Below are 13,751 nucleotides of genomic sequence, written 5' to 3' on the forward strand. Positions count from 1 at the left end.
CAGGAAGCTAAAGAGAGATGGCTAGAAAGATGTATTACTTTAATGGTGATGACTCACATCCTATGCAACCGACATCGGCAGATATTATACTGCGGCAGCAACTAGAGTATTCTATTAGTAGATACTTTTATGATGCTTGCGATCGCATCATTCAAAATCTTCTATCTAATTGTCGGTGGTATGTCACAACCCATGCCAATGCTCTAACATTGGTAATTGAATGTCCCGATCAAGTTACTAATTGGCGTATTTTGCAAAAAATAGTGCCAATGGGGACATTACTCTACGGAGTTGTCAGCAGTGCTAAAATCCGTGTTTGTCCGCCAGAGAGTCAAGGCGTACCTTTTGAAATGAGGGTAGATGAACTTTCTGTTTATCGGGATTGGGCATAAGAGAATAGTTAGGAGTTAGGAGTTAGGAGTTTGGAGAGACGCGATTAATCGCGTCTGTACAGGAGTTTGAAATTGAAAAGTACTACTCATGGTTTTGGCTGATAAGTGCAGCTACCTCTTCAAAAACCAAATCAGCAGAATGTTTGATAGCAGGACTTAACTCCAGTCCAAAAGCAAGATTTGCCGCCTCAATTAAATAAACTGTCACCTCTTCGGGAAAGTCATTTTTAAAGATTTTCCGTCCGGCGGCTAAAGCATTATCCCAACGAAAATCATGCAAGTTATAACTAGGTTCTGGCAAAGCTTCCAGTTCTTTTCCTGGAACTTTAAACACAGCACCCGGTTCTGAACCAGTTGAACTTGCATCAATAATTACTAATTGTTTACTACCTCTAGCTTGAAACATTACTTCCATCCCTGCGGTGCCACAGTCATAAACTCGCACATTAGGATGAGGGTTTTCAGCTAGATATTTTTGTAAGCGCTGGGCGATGATTACGCCTACTGCGTCGTCACTGCGATTGAGATTTCCACAACCAATAATAGTTAGCATGGAATAAGGTTTAATAGCTTAAGCAGTTGCAAATTCAGTTAAAGCGCGATCGCTTGGAGGATGAAAAGCTAACACAATATCACTTTGGGGAACCCCTGCGTTTAATAATTCGGTGGCGATACCTTCTTCAGTCCAATCTTCTTCGATCCAAATTTTGTTATTTTTAATGCGAATATGTACAGTAATGCCTTTAATTCGGCGATTTTTTTGCTAGCCAAGCTGAAACCATAGATATTGATCGCGTTCATCATCGAGTGCTAAAGGCTCTCTACGTCGTCATCAGGTGAGCTATTGCAGAGGCGGTCATATTCTATGAGAATATTTTTAATAATATTTCTATAATGACTTAGTTTATCCATTGAACTATCACAGGAAACTATAACTCTACACCATGTTTATTGGCAATTTAAGTAAGTTTATCAGACTGATGTTGTGATGCTATCTAGTAAGAATCTCATGCTCAAATAGATACTAAGTGAATGTCTTCAGCTGCCACCAGCGCGATCGCGTATCGTAAGCAGGCACGAATATCCTCAATTTGTAGCTCTGGATAGTAGTCTCGGATAATTTCTTCAAAAGAAAGCCCATCATTGAGTAGTTCAAGAATGCTTTGTACAGTAATGCGTGTTCCTGCTATGCAAGGTTTACCAAAATGAATTTGCGAGTTAACTACAATTTTGTCCATTAACTATAAAGTTAAATGTGTTTCCTCAATTTTAAGATAAAGAGTCGCCTTGCTTAACCACTAAGGCGTGTTTTCAAACTTTCTTTTTGCTTCAGCTAATTTGGCAAAGCTGGAGGCGGATATTCAGGTAGGGATGCTGAAATAATTTAGGCTATTCATATGCCAGCAAACTGCTAGCATAAAGGTAATAATCCGCTAGTCGAATAGCACTAGCAAAGGAGGCAGTATGGCAACAATTACCATTCGCAATATATCTGATGAGTTAGTCGATCGCATTAAACGCTTGGCGGGACAAAAGGGGATTTCGATGGAGCAAGAAGTCCGCGATTTGTTGCAAAAACGCTATGGCCAACGTGATGAAGTGCTTGCTCGTATTCGTCAACGGGCGGAAGCGTTACCGATGGAATCAGAAAGTCGGGTACAGACTTGGAAATCAGAAGGACGACCCTGATGGTGATTGATACAATGATATTTGCCTATGCGCTCTTACACGTAGAGGACAGGTGTGAAGAGGCGATCGCTGCTTTAGAAACTGTAGATCAGATTGTGGTGCCTGATTCGTTGTTTGCCGAGTTGGGCAATGTGATTTGGCAATGGATACAATTCCGGCAACTACCGTTGCAAATAGGTTTAGATGCGCTGCAAGATGCTGAGGCATTGGTTGATGTAATTATTTCTAGTTCTCAAATTCGGGATGTTGCTCTAAAACTGGCAGTCGAGGCAAGTCATTCGTTCTACGATACGTTATTCGTGGCAGCAGCAATTCAAGCTGATACTCAAGTGCTGACTTGTGATCGTAAACTGGCGGTTAAGTTTGGCGATCGCGTTGTATTACTAGAATCAGGTAATTTATGATGGCCAGAAGCTTTGTTTGCAAATGACATTCGCAAACAAAGCTTTTTGTCTAAAGTCCAAAATACAGACAAAGCCTCTGAAAAATAATTTATCAGCAGGAAACTATAACTCTACACCATGTTTCTTGGCAATTTCAGTAAGTTTCTCAGACTGATGTTGTGATGCTTTAGTCAAGAGTTCTTCAGCCTCTTCTCTAGTACTTCCCTCTTTAGGGATTAAGTACTTGACATAAAGGGATACAAAATCGGCAGCGATCGCTAAACCTGATAAAGCGTGTTTGTCAGCTTCTTTACCTGCGATCGCTGCTACTAAACCTGCTCTAATTGGGTCTGGTTTAACTTTCATGAACTGATCGACAAGTTTAGGGATGTAGTCTGCTGGCGGCAAATTATCTAACTTACTTGTATCTGGAGTAAAGTTACATTCTGCGGCTTTTGCCTGCTCTAAAACACACCATTCTATGTATTCTTGCAATCCTGCATCGGGAACGCGAGGGAGATATTCGTGTAGCGCTAAATCAGACACAAGCTTACCTTGTAAATTTCTGTTTTGTTGAAGTGAATTAAGCCAAGCCTAACGCACTGTTTCTATCAGTTTTAGTGTGTTACGCTACGAGTTTTGAATAAAAGGGCATTGGGCATTGGGAATTGGGCATGAAGCAATGAGCAATTGATGCAAGAACCCAAAGCGGTTAAAAAGTTTATTGCGACATTTTTACCAGGTTAAAAGAGTTGATGGAGCGATCGCCGAAGTAGCAAATGCGTAGGCGTAGCCAGCTGTAGGCATCACCGAAATAGCAAATGCGATCACCGAAGTAGCAAATGTAGTCGGCGAAATAGCAAATGCGTAGGCGTAGCCAGCTGTAGGCATTACCGAAATAGCAAATGCGATCGCCGAAATAGCAAATGCGAACTCCGAAATAGCAAATGCGTAGCTGGCCGTAGGCATCGCCAAAATAGGAAGCACTCGGTATCTAGCAGGAGTTTTACTTCTCACCGCCCTCAAATGTTGCCAAAATTTATTCTGGCAAAGGAGTATTGAAGTCATTCGGCACAACAAAACGCCCTTGATCCTGCCCTAAACTATTGAGTCGATTTGATGAGGAGCGAAACGGAACTAACTTGGCGATCGGAATGCCTCGGTTGGAAATAATGATTTCTTCTCCAAGTTCTACGCGTGATAACAGCTTTGAGAGATTCGTTTTAGCTTGATCAATATTTACGGTTTCCATAAGATTAAACTAAGTCTATAAAGACCTCGCCCTTAAGGGCGGGGTTTATTTAGTGAAGTCGCTGAAAAAATGAATTTCAAAGTACAGGAATTCAATCGGGAGGTGGATGACATCCACGTATTAATTGAATATCCTCCCAAGTTGTCTATCTCTGAAATAGTGAATGCACTTAAGGGTGTTTCGAGCCGTCGATATGGGCAGGAGGGATTTAAAAAGCCACTGGGGAAAGAGGCTTTATGGAGTCCTAGCTATTTTGCATCCTCTGTGGGAGGCGCACCCCTAGAAGTGCTAAAAAAATATATACAGAATCAATTAAAGCCGTCCTAGAAGGACGGGGCTTTTACCCATTTTTTTAGTAAAGTGTCTCATTAGTTTTTCCTTGGCTTTAAGGAGGACAAACTCCAGGGCAAACGCATCTAAATTATACTTGCTTATAACCGAATGGCACGCTCGTTAACTGCAAACCTAAGAATGAACGTGACACTTTTTTCAAGTCGAAGCGCAGTTTTTCTCCGCTTTTCAATGGTCGAGTGAGGCGATCGCAATACCTATGAGTGAAAGCCCAAAAGCAGCGCTAAAATCACTAAGGAAAGAAAAATTTTTCACAATCCCGAACAGGGCGATCGCTTTGCTTTCATTAAAGTTTTTGCCTAAGCATCTCACTTGACAAGCTAATTATGCGAGAATAGAAGTGTCGGAACAGTTGTACTACTTTAAGCAGTAAACAGTATGCCAAGCGCCCTTGATGTTGCCAAATACTTTATTTGTCGGATTGACAGAGAAGCTGGTGACACAATATCAGCATTAAAGCTTCAAAAGCTTGTGTATTATGCTCAAGCTTGGAGTTTAGTATTGCAAGACCTGCCTCTGTTTCCTGAACAAATTCAAGCATGGCCTCATGGCCCTGTAGTATACGATGTCTGGAATAGTTATAGGGATTATAAACATACTGCTATCCCTGAACCAGAGACATATGACCTAGATTTTTCTGAAGACGAGATTGAAGTACTAGAAGAAGTTTGGAATGCCTACGGTGAGTTAGGTGCTAGGCAACTTGAAAAATTAACTCACGACGAACATCCTTGGGTACAAGCTCGTAAAGGCTTAGACCCTGGTGAAAAGTCCCAAGAAGTTATTTCTCATGAGACAATGAAATCTTACTACGAGAAATACCTAGTTGAAGATTGATGCCCAAAAAGCGTCTACCAAAACAAAAGATTGAAAAGAAATCCAAGAAAATCTCTGAAGAAGCTACAGCCAAAGCAACACAAGGAGAAACAACCGATCATCTAAATCCAAGCTTTAGGTTCACACACGCAGATCAAAATCGATGGTGTTTGTCAAATTGGGAAGCAGACGAAATAGACGATTTAATCCGAGCGCTACAAAAAATTGAAAGGCATACTTGGCTCCAAATAAAATCTCAGGGGTCTAGAGCTAAAAGTGAATCAGTCGGTTGTGGATTTAAAGTCATCAAACAGCATCCAACTGTTCCAACCAGCGTCAGTGATGATGCTACTATTTCAGAAATGCGTGTTTGCCAAAAGAAACGTATCTTCGGCTTTAGGATAGATTCTATTTACTATATTGTTTGGTTTGACCGTGACCATAGTGTTTGCCCAGAGTGACTTTCGCCGCATCATCCACAGGCTGAAGACTCGAAACCGTGAGACTACGCGGTGTGTTAGCCAATATAATAATCGCACCTCTAAAAGCATCTATTGGATATAGGGATTTTAGCTCTCTACTTAGAACTCCCAAAAGCAGCACCAAAATTACTAAGGAAAGAAAAAATTTTCATAATCCTGAACAGGGCGATCGCCCTCCAGTTCTCAATTCAAAATAAGTATTTTTCAAGCACTGCAAAAATAGATGCTCTTGGGTAGGAGCGATCGCTCAAGGCTTTACCTACTTTATTGGACACCTAGATATCCAATCAATAAAGATGCTCTTGGTGAGAGCGATCGCATAAGGGGTAAAGTAACTGAAATCGTTACCATTTATCCCTGCTACATCACACGCTGCGAGCGCAAGTGCAGCAGAGATAAAAACTCTGCCAACTCAACCAGCCCTTCTGCTTCTCGTCATTCTGCTTGGGTAATCACTTCGCCTGTATCTTGGCGATCTAGCAGAAATTGCAGACGCTCTTGGACAGCTTCAGGAAGTTGAAAATGAGTCAACTCAACAGGTATCTCAATAATTTCAGCCATACAAAGTATGTCTAGCAAAATTGCAACCACTTGTAGAGCCAGTGTAACTCAATATGCATTGTGCTAGACAATCTGAATATTTGAGAATTAAGCTGTCCGAAAACGCGCCAACTCTTCACCAGTCTTAGCATCATGGGCGTGAACTGTACACACTAAACATGAATCAAACGATCGCGCCACATGACCAACTTCCACCGGGTCGCTAGAATCGTAAATGGGTGTCCCAATTAAAGCTTCTTCAATTGGGCCGCGGATACCTTCACCGTCACGAGGGCCAATATTCCAAGTACCTGGGGCAATCACCTGGTAATTCTTAATCTTACCGCCCTCCACTTCTACCCAGTGAGATAAGGAACCTCGCGCTGCTTCCGTTGCACCCCAACCGCGACCATCTTTTTCTTTGGGTTTGATATACCAGGGGTCGTTTAATTTGAATTCGCGCAAACAGTGTTCGGCTTGCCGATATAACTTGACAAGTTCGTGAAGTCGTGCTAACTGACGCACATGAATACTAGCACCACCCATCTTTTTGAAGACATCAAGGATCAAGCCGTCGTAGTGTTGCCAAGATTCGCCATGTTTACCACCCGCAACTAACTGACGGGCTAAGGGTCCAGTTTCCAAACGTCCGAAGTCTTTGTGAAGGACTGCACTCGACCAAGAGTAGGCGTTATCAAAGTCTTTTGTATTGATTGCGGTCGGTTTAGTGGTGCGATCGCTAGGGTGAATGTCTGCTGTCCCTTCATCGTACCAGGAGTGAGTTGTATTCTCGCGGGTAAATGACTGATCCATTAAGGTGTGAGTGTGTGTGAAGCTGTCATACACTCCACTTTTCATGATCATCGCCGCATTTCGTCCTTCAATAGTCGGCTTTTGGTATTTATCTTCATGGGCTAAATATCCCCAAGTGACATATTTACCAACACCAGCGCCATATCTATCTAAACCGATGTCTAAACCCATGCGCCAATAAAAACCTAAGTCAGAATCTCGATGATTTCGGTCTTCATCTAACCAGTCTCTGAAGTCGTCATAAGTCTCGATTTGTTCGTAACGTTCTAAAGAACAACCTAACCACACTGGTTCTAACCAATTGGTGCGGAAGTATTCGAGAATTGCCCAAGCGCGGGTAATGTCTGTAAGGGTTGGGGCGCACATCACGCCACCAGGCACCATATAACTGCTGTGGGGCCATTGTCCGCCCAGTAGTGCATAAATTTCTACAGGTTTCGCGGAAATTGTGATGCCTAGTTCGTAAGATTTGCCTGTGAAGGCGGCAAAGCGTCTCACAGCTTCGTCATAAAAGCGACTATTACGGTATTTCTTATTAGTTAAATCAATGGCAAACAAACCATAAAAATAACGGGGTATACTTTGGATTGTTTCAACAATTTGACCTAAATTTCTGGCCAAAATTGCATTACGAGGAACTTCTGTTTCCCAAGCTGTATCTAATGCCCAAGATGCACAAGTTAGATGAGAACCGCCGCAAATACCGCAAATACGAGGCGTGACAATTAATCCGGCTTGGGGATCTTTACCGCGCAAGATTACTTCAAATCCTCGGAAAAGTTCGGCATGTGTCCAAGCGTTGACTACCCGCCCGTTCTCAATATCAACTCGGACATCTAAATCGCCTTCAACTCTACCAACTGGCGATATATCTAATGATTGAATTCCCATTCTCTTCTCCTAATTTTTTATAAGCATTAAAGTTTTGTAGTTTTGTAGGGTGCGTTATGGACTTTAGTCCTAACGCACCTAAAATTTGAGGTGGTGCGTTACGCTACGCGATAACACACCCTACAAAATTTAATGACTAATGACTAATGACCAATGACTAAACTGTAAAAAAGTCTTCTTCTGCCCAAGGTGGTGCTGCCTCTTTGGCGACCATTGTGAGTAAGGCGTAGTCTTTTTTGTTCACTCCTGGCGGTAATTCTTTGGGAACTCCCATGACTGTTTGGGTTTTAAATACAGTTCCAGGTTTGAGGTCAAAAAAGGGAAATTCTGGTTCGGTGCAACCTAAACAAGGCATCCCAGCGCGGGTTTTGGAAGAGACGCGATTCCATAAGATGCGGTTGCAGGAGGAATGAGTCATAGGGCCGCGACAACCCAAGTCATAAAATAGGCAGCCTTTACGCTGACCAAATTCGGCGGTTGAGGCTTTGTAGGCAAAGTGGACGTTGCGGGTACAACCTGTTTGGGTATAGGTGTTGAAGAAAGTTTGGGGACGATTTAGTTCATCGAAAGCAATGTCTGCTATGCGTCCAGTAGCGATCGCAACTAATATCTGTGTAATCCAGTCGGGATGGGCGGGACATCCAGGTATATTAATTACAGGTAATCCGGCTTGCGATACGAAATCTTTCCCTAAAAAGCCGCCTTCTTGACGTTTGAGAAATTGCAAACCTTCTGATTCGCTGGGGTTGGGTGACATAGCGGGAATTCCTCCCCATGTGGCACAATCTCCCACCGCTACGATAAATTTAGCAACTTGGGCCAGGTCTGCTAACCAATCTTTCATGGCGCGATCGGCAAAACGATTCCATTCGCCGGTGCCGTTGGGGGCGTTGACAACACTGCCTTCAAATACCAAGATATCTAGGGGAATTGTGCCAGAAATGCAATTTCGTAGCAGTGTTTGTAAGTTGTTACCTAGTTCCAATCCCAAGGAAGGATGCCAAAGTAAATTGATACCAAAATCGGCAATCAAATCGCAGACAGTCGGTTCTTCAGCGTTGAGAAATGACATGGTGTTGCCTGAACAAGCACCACCCTGTAGCCATAGTACGTTAATCATCGGCTATGCGTTTTTCTATTGTTTCCCAGGCATGATGTAGGTGATTATGCTTGTAAAGTTTCACCTGTTTATCAATATTTATTTTTCAATTGTAAGATATTTTTTTGTTTAATTCACTTTCATTAAAGAAGAATTAATCATTAACAATAACTGAAATCCCATCAAGATTAAGTTACTTACTTTTCACGTCATGTGGAAAAGCTTGCGTTAAACCTAACCCCCTAACCCCCTTCCCGCATCGGGAAGGGGGAAAATTCAAAGTCTCTCTCCTTCTAGGAGAGAGAAATAGAAGTGAGGTTTTCCAGATCCCGTGAAAAGTCAGATTAAGTTAAAGGGTTATGTCTGTTATATAGCAATCTGAAATCAAATATAAGTTCTATATGTGTAATATAGGACTCCTACTTGATTTTTGAACAAAATTAGGTATTGTAGGGTGTGTTAGAACGAAGTTCGTAACGCACCATTATCAAGGGTTTGGTGCGTTACGCTGTCGCTAACACACCCTACATATCTTTTCATAAATCAAACCGGATTCCTATATCATCTCCGCTAAATTAGTCAGATTGAGCATTGGTCAATAATCAATAATTCTTCTTCCCCTGCCTCCCCTGCCCCTTTTGCTTACGATATGGCAATATATAAAGTTGTAGCTGATCGCCTACGTAGAGGTTTAACGTGGATACCATTGCAATACCTGCTTTAAATCGGCCAGTAGATGCCACGGTAGAAATTCCCGGTTCTAAAAGTCTTACCAATCGGGCGTTGCTTGTCGCAGCTTTGGCGCAAGGTGACTCCATTTTAGAAAATGCCTTATTTAGTGAAGACAGCGAGTATTTTGCCAAATGCGTAGAGCAATTAGGCATTCCCATTACTTTGAATCCTGATTTGGCTCAGATTCAGGTTACAGGAAGGGGAGGCGACATTCCAGCTAAACGGGCAGATTTATTTGTGGGTTTATCAGGTACTACAGCACGGTTTATTTCGGCGCTAGTGGCACTGGGTAACGGCGAATATCGGCTAGATGGCGTGACTCGGATGCGAGAACGACCGATGGGCGACTTGTTGACGGTGCTGCAAATTGGTGGAGCAACTGTTAACTTTGAGGGAAATTCCGGGTTTATGCCCTACACCCTCTATAGTCGGCAATTCGCTGGCGGAAATTTTCGCCTGAAAGCCAACCAAACAAGTCAGCAACTTTCGGCATTGCTGATGATTGCGCCTTATGCTCAAAAGGATACGATTTTTGAGGTTGAGGGTACACTGGTTTCTCAGTCTTACATCAAAATGACCTGTCGCCTAATGACGGATTTTGGCGTGGAGGTGATTGAAATCGGCGAGAACCAATTTCAGATTAAAGCTGGTCAACCTTATCAAGCTCGACATTACACAATAGAACCTGATGCGTCAAATGCTTCTTACTTTTTTGCCGCCGCCGCCGTCACGGGTGGACGGGTGCGCGTCAAACATTTGACTAAACAATCCTGTCAGGGTGATATTCTGTGGCTGAATGTTTTAGAACAGATGGGTTGCGAAATTAAGGATTCGGATGATTACACTGAAGTGACGGGGCCAAAGCAATTGCAAGGCATCGACATTGATATGAATGATATATCAGATTTGGTGCAAACATTAGCAGCGATCGCGCCTTTTGCCAGTTCACCGATTACCATTCGCAACGTGGAACATATTCGATATAAAGAAACCGAACGCATTCGCGCCGTTGTTACCGAGTTGCGTCGCCTGGGAGTCAAAGTTGAAGAATTTGCAGATGGACTTTATATTGAACCTAGCCCCATTACCCCGGCGGCGATTGAAACCTATCACGATCATCGAATGGCGATGGCTTTTGCTGTCACTGGCTTGAAGGTTCCAGGAATTGTAATTAAAGATCCTGGTTGTACAGCGAAAACTTTTCCAGATTATTTTACCCGATTCTTCCAAATGTTAGAACAATAGGAGATTAGCAGTATTATCGTAGGGTGTGTTATGCCGGAGGCTAACGCACCAACTCTTTTTACCTTTCGGATCAGCGCTAGCAACCTTTAAAGATAGGGCTGAAACTCCTGAAACTGTGTGCATAATAATCACTCCAAAACTTTTAATATAAATATCTTAGTTATCAGCTAAGGAATAAGAATTAAATAACATACAATTTATGCCCCTGGCTTACCTCACCCTCAATCCCTCTCCTTATAAAGGAGAGGGAAGCTAGAGACAGGATGAAGTTTTGCGTAAGTCCTATCCACGTTCCTAAGTCTTTCATTAGCAAATTTAATTTAGATTTTATTTTTACCTCTAATTAAAGTTTGCTTAAACTGATCATTCTAAAATATAGTGACTCCAATGACTTGGAGACTTCTCTCTTTATCTTAAAAAAGGAAAAATCACTGTTTTCATTAGTGATGAATACCAATTTTGGAAATAAGTAAGTTAGAAACTAACTATTTCTATACTTTGCAGTGTGGATTGCTTAGAAAAGTTTATCGTGAGGAAAGCTGAGATGAAATTAGTTCCAAAATTAGTGCTTGCTGCTGCTACTTTGACTTTAGGTTTTGCTACTGTAGATGCAAAATCTGCATCTGCTGCAATTATTAATTACGCTTTCACAGTCGATAGCCCCGTAACTAAGGGAAATGGCTTTTTTAGCTTTGATGACTCAACTTTTAGTAATGACTATAATCCCGAAGCTCCTATTAAGTCACTCTCTTTAAAACTTGACGGTGATTCTACCATTTACACAGAACAAGATGATGCCAACTACCCAGACTTTCCTGTTGTCTTTCCAAGCACATCCTTAACGAGACAAACATCTTTGGCATTAGATTATCAGTTCAACGATAAAGCTAATCCTTCCAGTTCTATCAGTTACGAAATCATCGGTAAAGATTTTACAATTTTCTCTAGAACCTCTCCAAATGCTGAACTTATATCAGGTAGAGTTTCGTATACACAAGTACCTGAACCTACACCTTTAGTTGGCGCTCTCTTTGCTTGTAGCCTTGGCTGGATGATGAAAATAAAAGGAGCATCAATGAAAAAGGTTAAAGCCTCACCTTGGTTAAGTTGATATTAACGCTTTCTTTGCCAAGGATTAATCTCTTATTAGTAGGCTTTTACGTAGCAATATAACATCTATAGGAATCATATTTGATTTTTGAACAAAATTAGGTATTGTAGGGTGTGTTAGAACGCAATTCGTAACGCACCAAACCGTTGATGATGGTGCGTTACGCTGTCGCTAACACACCCTACGTATCTTTTCAGAAATCAAATACTAGTCCTATAACACATTGATACTAAGATAAAAATTGGGAATTAAAACCTGATTTTGCTAAGGGAATTAATTACGAAGTATGCCTACGATTACCCTGGCTTCTTTGTGTTAGCTGTTGCTGTGGTTTAACTTACCTGTTAGTCAGGAGTAGAGAATGGTAGATTACCGGAATTTTGAGCAGTTCCTGCATAATCGAATCAAACGACGCAACTTAATTGTCGGGGCAGGAGCATTGTCTGGGTTAGCGATCGCTAACCAATTTTCTCATCAAACAGCGATCGCTAAAAGCAGATTTTCCAATTATCCTTTCACTTTGGGTGTAGCGTCGGGTGATCCTTATCCCACCAGCGTAGTGATTTGGACTCGTCTAGCTCCCGAACCCTTAAACGGAGGTGGAATGCCATCTGCTAATGTGCCAATTCGCTGGGAAGTAGCAGCTGATCCCGACATGAGGCGCATTGTCTCCAAAGGTACGGTACTGGCAACTCCACAACTAGCTCACTCAGTTCGGGTTGTGGTAGAGGGACTGCAATCTGATACTTGGTACTGGTATCGGTTTCTTGTCGGCCAAGACGCTAGCCCCATTGGTCGCACTCGTACAGCTCCGCTAGCAGGTGGCTACTTAAATAAATTAAACTTTGCCCTTGTCTCCTGTCAGCACTATGAGCAGGGGTACTATACTGCTTACAAATATATTGCCCAAGACGACCTCGACTTGGTAGTCCATGTTGGCGACTACATCTATGAAGGAGGAATCTCAAATAATCGCCCCAGACAGCATAACAGTGCAGAAATTGTGACTTTGGAAGATTATCGCAACCGTCACGCCCTCTATAAAACTGATACCAATCTGCAAGCAGCTCATGCAGCGTTTCCCTGGATTGTTACCTGGGATGACCATGAGGTGGAAAACAACTACGCCAACGACATCTCAGAAATTGATACTGAACCAGATCAGAATCGGGCAATCTTCTTAAAACAGCGGGCTGCTGCCTATCAAGCTTACTACGAACACATGCCACTGCGCCCCTTCTCGCGTCCCGTTGGCCCCGATATGCAACTTTTTCGGCGGCTCTCCTTTGGTAACTTAGCCACCTTCCATGTCTTAGATACTCGCCAATATCGCACCGATCAGCCCTGTGGTGATGGTACCAAAGAACGTTGCCCACAAAATTTAGATCCGAATGCAACAATTACTGGCAAGCGTCAGGAAAATTGGCTATATGATGGTCTAAATAGCTCACAGGCTAAGTGGAACGTTTTGGCCCAGCAAGTTGTAGTTGCTCAGATAGACATGAAACCAGGGAAAGGCGGAACCTACAGCATGGATAAGTGGGATGGTTATGTGGCTTCCCGCGATCGACTGATGCATTTCTTAGAACAGCGCAAACCATCTAATCCAGTAGTTTTATCAGGCGATATCCATTCCAACTGGGCAATGAATTTAAAGGCTGACTTTAATAACCCAGAATCTACTACAGTTGGGAGTGAATTTGTCTGTACCTCAATAACCTCCGGTGGAGATGGGGCAGATACCACCCCAAATGTTGAAGCTTACTTACCCGATAACCCCCACATTAAGTTCTTCAACGGTCAACGGGGATATGTTCGCTGTGCGCTGACTCCCACAAGCTGCAAGACAGATTATCTAGTTTTATCAAACGTCACAACTCCATTTGGCACGATTAGTAAGCGGGCTTCATTTGTGGTTGAAGATGGTCGTCCCGGAATACAGCAAGTCTAATCGT

At 42.5% G+C, this 13,751-nt stretch carries 17 protein-coding genes and 2 pseudogenes; 9 read left to right on the forward strand and 10 right to left on the reverse strand.

Annotation, left to right across the window (positions count from 1 at the left end; all coding sequences use genetic code 11):
* Nucleotides 1-17 precede the first annotated feature (17 nt).
* The gene (locus tag V7K36_RS29440; RefSeq protein ID WP_335121190.1) at nucleotides 18-392 is read left to right on the forward strand and encodes a hypothetical protein; all 375 of its coding nucleotides are present in this window, start codon (nucleotides 18-20) and stop codon (nucleotides 390-392) included.
* A gap of 82 nt (nucleotides 393-474) precedes the next feature.
* On the opposite strand, the gene V7K36_RS29445 is transcribed toward V7K36_RS29440, so the two are convergent.
* The 3 genes and pseudogenes from V7K36_RS29445 to V7K36_RS29455 form a co-directional block, all read right to left on the reverse strand.
* Nucleotides 475-945, reverse strand: a complete 471-nt coding sequence (locus tag V7K36_RS29445) for a hydrogenase maturation protease (protein WP_335121191.1) — start codon at nucleotides 943-945, stop codon at nucleotides 475-477.
* A gap of 18 nt (nucleotides 946-963) precedes the next feature.
* Nucleotides 964-1,304: pseudogene (locus V7K36_RS29450) on the reverse strand (XisI protein).
* 101 nt (nucleotides 1,305-1,405) lie between these two features.
* Nucleotides 1,406-1,630 carry a DUF433 domain-containing protein gene (locus V7K36_RS29455; RefSeq protein WP_335121192.1) on the reverse strand — a complete coding sequence of 75 codons (225 nt, stop codon included), beginning with the start codon at nucleotides 1,628-1,630 and terminating at the stop codon, nucleotides 1,406-1,408.
* 226 nt (nucleotides 1,631-1,856) lie between these two features.
* Here V7K36_RS29455 and V7K36_RS29460 point away from each other — a divergent pair, with 226 nt between their 5' ends.
* Together V7K36_RS29460 and V7K36_RS29465 are read left to right on the forward strand one after the other, a co-directional pair.
* Nucleotides 1,857-2,081: a FitA-like ribbon-helix-helix domain-containing protein gene (locus V7K36_RS29460; RefSeq protein WP_335121193.1), complete on the forward strand. Its 225-nt coding sequence runs from the start codon at nucleotides 1,857-1,859 to the stop codon at nucleotides 2,079-2,081.
* Entirely contained in the window at nucleotides 2,081-2,485 is a 405-nt protein-coding gene (locus V7K36_RS29465) for a type II toxin-antitoxin system VapC family toxin (protein ID WP_335121194.1), read from the forward strand. Before V7K36_RS29460 ends, V7K36_RS29465 begins: the two co-directional genes overlap by 1 nt.
* Nucleotides 2,486-2,587: 102 nt before the next feature.
* Here V7K36_RS29465 and V7K36_RS29470 read toward each other — a convergent pair whose 3' ends face one another.
* The 3 genes from V7K36_RS29470 to V7K36_RS29480 form a co-directional block, all read right to left on the reverse strand.
* Complete coding sequence (locus V7K36_RS29470; protein WP_335121195.1) at nucleotides 2,588-3,010, reverse strand: hypothetical protein; 423 nt, start codon at nucleotides 3,008-3,010, stop codon at nucleotides 2,588-2,590.
* Nucleotides 3,011-3,199: 189 nt separating this feature from the next.
* Entirely contained in the window at nucleotides 3,200-3,433 is a 234-nt protein-coding gene (locus V7K36_RS29475; protein ID WP_335121196.1) for a hypothetical protein, read from the reverse strand.
* A gap of 70 nt (nucleotides 3,434-3,503) precedes the next feature.
* Nucleotides 3,504-3,716 (reverse strand): type II toxin-antitoxin system Phd/YefM family antitoxin, encoded by a 213-nt coding sequence (locus tag V7K36_RS29480; RefSeq protein ID WP_335121197.1) that lies wholly within the window; start codon nucleotides 3,714-3,716, stop codon nucleotides 3,504-3,506.
* Between the two features lie 48 nt (nucleotides 3,717-3,764).
* Here V7K36_RS29480 and tnpA point away from each other — a divergent pair.
* A pseudogene (gene tnpA / locus V7K36_RS29485) lies at nucleotides 3,765-4,043 on the forward strand (IS200/IS605 family transposase); the annotation flags it as partial.
* A gap of 192 nt (nucleotides 4,044-4,235) precedes the next feature.
* On the opposite strand, the gene V7K36_RS29490 reads toward tnpA, so the two are convergent.
* The gene (locus tag V7K36_RS29490; protein ID WP_335121198.1) at nucleotides 4,236-4,379 is read right to left on the reverse strand and encodes a hypothetical protein; all 144 of its coding nucleotides are present in this window, start codon (nucleotides 4,377-4,379) and stop codon (nucleotides 4,236-4,238) included.
* 66 nt (nucleotides 4,380-4,445) lie between these two features.
* Between V7K36_RS29490 and V7K36_RS29495 the strand changes: the two genes are divergently transcribed.
* On the forward strand, nucleotides 4,446-4,904 hold the full coding sequence (locus V7K36_RS29495; RefSeq protein ID WP_335121199.1) for a Panacea domain-containing protein: 459 nt from the start codon (nucleotides 4,446-4,448) through the stop codon (nucleotides 4,902-4,904).
* Nucleotides 4,904-5,344 (forward strand): MAG6450 family protein, encoded by a 441-nt coding sequence (locus V7K36_RS29500; RefSeq protein ID WP_335121200.1) that lies wholly within the window; start codon nucleotides 4,904-4,906, stop codon nucleotides 5,342-5,344. Before V7K36_RS29495 ends, V7K36_RS29500 begins: the two co-directional genes overlap by 1 nt.
* Before the next feature lie 456 nt (nucleotides 5,345-5,800).
* Here V7K36_RS29500 and V7K36_RS29505 read toward each other — a convergent pair whose 3' ends face one another.
* From V7K36_RS29505 to V7K36_RS29515, 3 genes are all read right to left on the reverse strand, one after another.
* Nucleotides 5,801-5,926 carry a hypothetical protein gene (locus V7K36_RS29505; RefSeq protein WP_335121201.1) on the reverse strand — a complete coding sequence of 42 codons (126 nt, stop codon included), beginning with the start codon at nucleotides 5,924-5,926 and terminating at the stop codon, nucleotides 5,801-5,803.
* 87 nt (nucleotides 5,927-6,013) lie between these two features.
* Entirely contained in the window at nucleotides 6,014-7,609 is a 1,596-nt protein-coding gene (locus V7K36_RS29510; protein ID WP_335121202.1) for a nickel-dependent hydrogenase large subunit, read from the reverse strand.
* 157 nt (nucleotides 7,610-7,766) lie between these two features.
* Nucleotides 7,767-8,729 (reverse strand): hydrogenase small subunit, encoded by a 963-nt coding sequence (locus tag V7K36_RS29515; protein ID WP_335121203.1) that lies wholly within the window; start codon nucleotides 8,727-8,729, stop codon nucleotides 7,767-7,769.
* Nucleotides 8,730-9,404: 675 nt separating this feature from the next.
* Between V7K36_RS29515 and aroA the strand changes: the two genes are divergently transcribed.
* The 3 genes from aroA to V7K36_RS29530 all read left to right on the forward strand — a co-directional run bounded on the left by aroA (nucleotide 9,405) and on the right by V7K36_RS29530 (nucleotide 13,747).
* Nucleotides 9,405-10,685: a 3-phosphoshikimate 1-carboxyvinyltransferase gene (aroA, locus tag V7K36_RS29520; RefSeq protein ID WP_335121204.1), complete on the forward strand. Its 1,281-nt coding sequence runs from the start codon at nucleotides 9,405-9,407 to the stop codon at nucleotides 10,683-10,685.
* A 544-nt stretch (nucleotides 10,686-11,229) separates the two neighbouring features.
* Entirely contained in the window at nucleotides 11,230-11,796 is a 567-nt protein-coding gene (locus V7K36_RS29525) for a PEP-CTERM sorting domain-containing protein (protein WP_335121205.1), read from the forward strand.
* A 361-nt stretch (nucleotides 11,797-12,157) separates the two neighbouring features.
* The gene (locus V7K36_RS29530) at nucleotides 12,158-13,747 is read left to right on the forward strand and encodes an alkaline phosphatase D family protein (protein WP_335121206.1); all 1,590 of its coding nucleotides are present in this window, start codon (nucleotides 12,158-12,160) and stop codon (nucleotides 13,745-13,747) included.
* The last annotated feature ends 4 nt before the right edge of the window (nucleotides 13,748-13,751 follow it).

Origin of the sequence: Nostoc sp. (assembly GCF_036919555.1) — a bacterium.
In the GTDB taxonomy this organism is placed as follows: Bacteria; Cyanobacteriota; Cyanobacteriia; order Cyanobacteriales; family Nostocaceae; genus Nostoc.

Coding starts and splice junctions, on each gene's coding strand:
- V7K36_RS29510 (WP_335121202.1), bottom strand. CDS start 7,609: ATGGGAATTCAATCATTAGATATATCGCCAGTTGGTAGAGTTGAAGGC.
- V7K36_RS29515 (WP_335121203.1), bottom strand. CDS start 8,729: ATGATTAACGTACTATGGCTACAGGGTGGTGCTTGTTCAGGCAACACC.
- V7K36_RS29525 (WP_335121205.1), top strand. CDS start 11,230: ATGAAATTAGTTCCAAAATTAGTGCTTGCTGCTGCTACTTTGACTTTA.
- V7K36_RS29440 (WP_335121190.1), top strand. CDS start 18: ATGGCTAGAAAGATGTATTACTTTAATGGTGATGACTCACATCCTATG.
- V7K36_RS29455 (WP_335121192.1), bottom strand. CDS start 1,630: ATGGACAAAATTGTAGTTAACTCGCAAATTCATTTTGGTAAACCTTGC.
- V7K36_RS29530 (WP_335121206.1), top strand. CDS start 12,158: ATGGTAGATTACCGGAATTTTGAGCAGTTCCTGCATAATCGAATCAAA.
- V7K36_RS29475 (WP_335121196.1), bottom strand. CDS start 3,433: ATGCCTACGGCCAGCTACGCATTTGCTATTTCGGAGTTCGCATTTGCT.
- V7K36_RS29460 (WP_335121193.1), top strand. CDS start 1,857: ATGGCAACAATTACCATTCGCAATATATCTGATGAGTTAGTCGATCGC.
- V7K36_RS29480 (WP_335121197.1), bottom strand. CDS start 3,716: ATGGAAACCGTAAATATTGATCAAGCTAAAACGAATCTCTCAAAGCTG.
- V7K36_RS29505 (WP_335121201.1), bottom strand. CDS start 5,926: ATGGCTGAAATTATTGAGATACCTGTTGAGTTGACTCATTTTCAACTT.
- V7K36_RS29500 (WP_335121200.1), top strand. CDS start 4,904: ATGCCCAAAAAGCGTCTACCAAAACAAAAGATTGAAAAGAAATCCAAG.
- V7K36_RS29445 (WP_335121191.1), bottom strand. CDS start 945: ATGCTAACTATTATTGGTTGTGGAAATCTCAATCGCAGTGACGACGCA.
- V7K36_RS29465 (WP_335121194.1), top strand. CDS start 2,081: ATGGTGATTGATACAATGATATTTGCCTATGCGCTCTTACACGTAGAG.
- V7K36_RS29495 (WP_335121199.1), top strand. CDS start 4,446: ATGCCAAGCGCCCTTGATGTTGCCAAATACTTTATTTGTCGGATTGAC.